1 protein-coding gene is annotated in these 888 nt (G+C 63.4%); it reads right to left on the bottom strand.

The annotated features are described in order from the left end of the window. The coding region (locus VBE63_RS30470) for an N-6 DNA methylase (protein ID WP_323686698.1) at nt 1–888 on the bottom strand (888 nt) is incomplete at both ends.

Genomic DNA, 888 nt, shown 5'->3' with positions numbered 1-888 from the left:
GAGTCGCCGTGGTAGATGTCGAACTCGGTGTCCTTTAACCCGTGCAGCAGCAGGTTCATGCGCGCGAGGTTGTAGGTGGTGATGTTCTTTTCCTGGCCGTAGATCATGCCGATGCCGTTCGGCCCCATCTGGTGGCGCACGTTTAAGAGCAGCGAGGCGGAGCCGCAGGTCATGTCCATCACGCAGCTCAGGCGCGGCTTCTTGCCGGTGGCCGGTTCCTGGCTGTCGAGGGTGACGATGCGCGAGAGGATGCTCGAGGCGGTCTGCGGGGTGTAGAACTCGCCGGCCTTCTTGCCGGAGCCGGCGGCGAACTGGCCGATGAGGTATTCGTAGGCGTCGCCGAGGATGTCGCGCGCAGTGGAGAACTGGGCGATGCCCTCGGCAATCTTGGTGAGAATGGTGCAGAGCTTTCTGTTGCGCTCGGTGGGGTTGCGGCCGAGCTTCTCGGAGTTGAGGTTGATCTCGGAGAACAGGCCCTGGAAGCGGCTCTCGAAGGATTCGTTCTCGATGTACTGAAAGCCGCGCTCGAGCGTCTGTAGCAGTTCCGGGTCTTGGGTGCGGGCGCGCTCGGAGAGGCTGCGCCAGAGATACTCGGGATGGATGACGTAGTGGACCTTGCGGCGCATCTGCTTCTCGAACGCGGGCACATCGGCGGCGTTGTCGGCGTACCAGACCGAGAGCGGCGGACGACGGTCGGCGGCAGGCAGGTGCGGGTAGTCGGGGCCGAGTTCCTTTTCCGCGGCGGCCTGGTAGTTGTCGGAGAGGTAGCGCAGGAACAGGAACGAGAGCATGTAGTCGCGGAAGTCGTCCGCGTTCATGGCACCGCGCAGGTCGTCGGCGATAGCCCAGAGGGTCTTGCCGAGTTGGCTGAGTTGTTCTTGGGTCATG

Origin of the sequence: Lamprobacter sp. (assembly GCF_034860625.1) — a bacterium.
Taxonomy (GTDB): domain Bacteria; phylum Pseudomonadota; class Gammaproteobacteria; order Chromatiales; family Chromatiaceae; genus Lamprobacter.
This window is presented reverse-complemented; position numbering and strand designations above follow the sequence as displayed.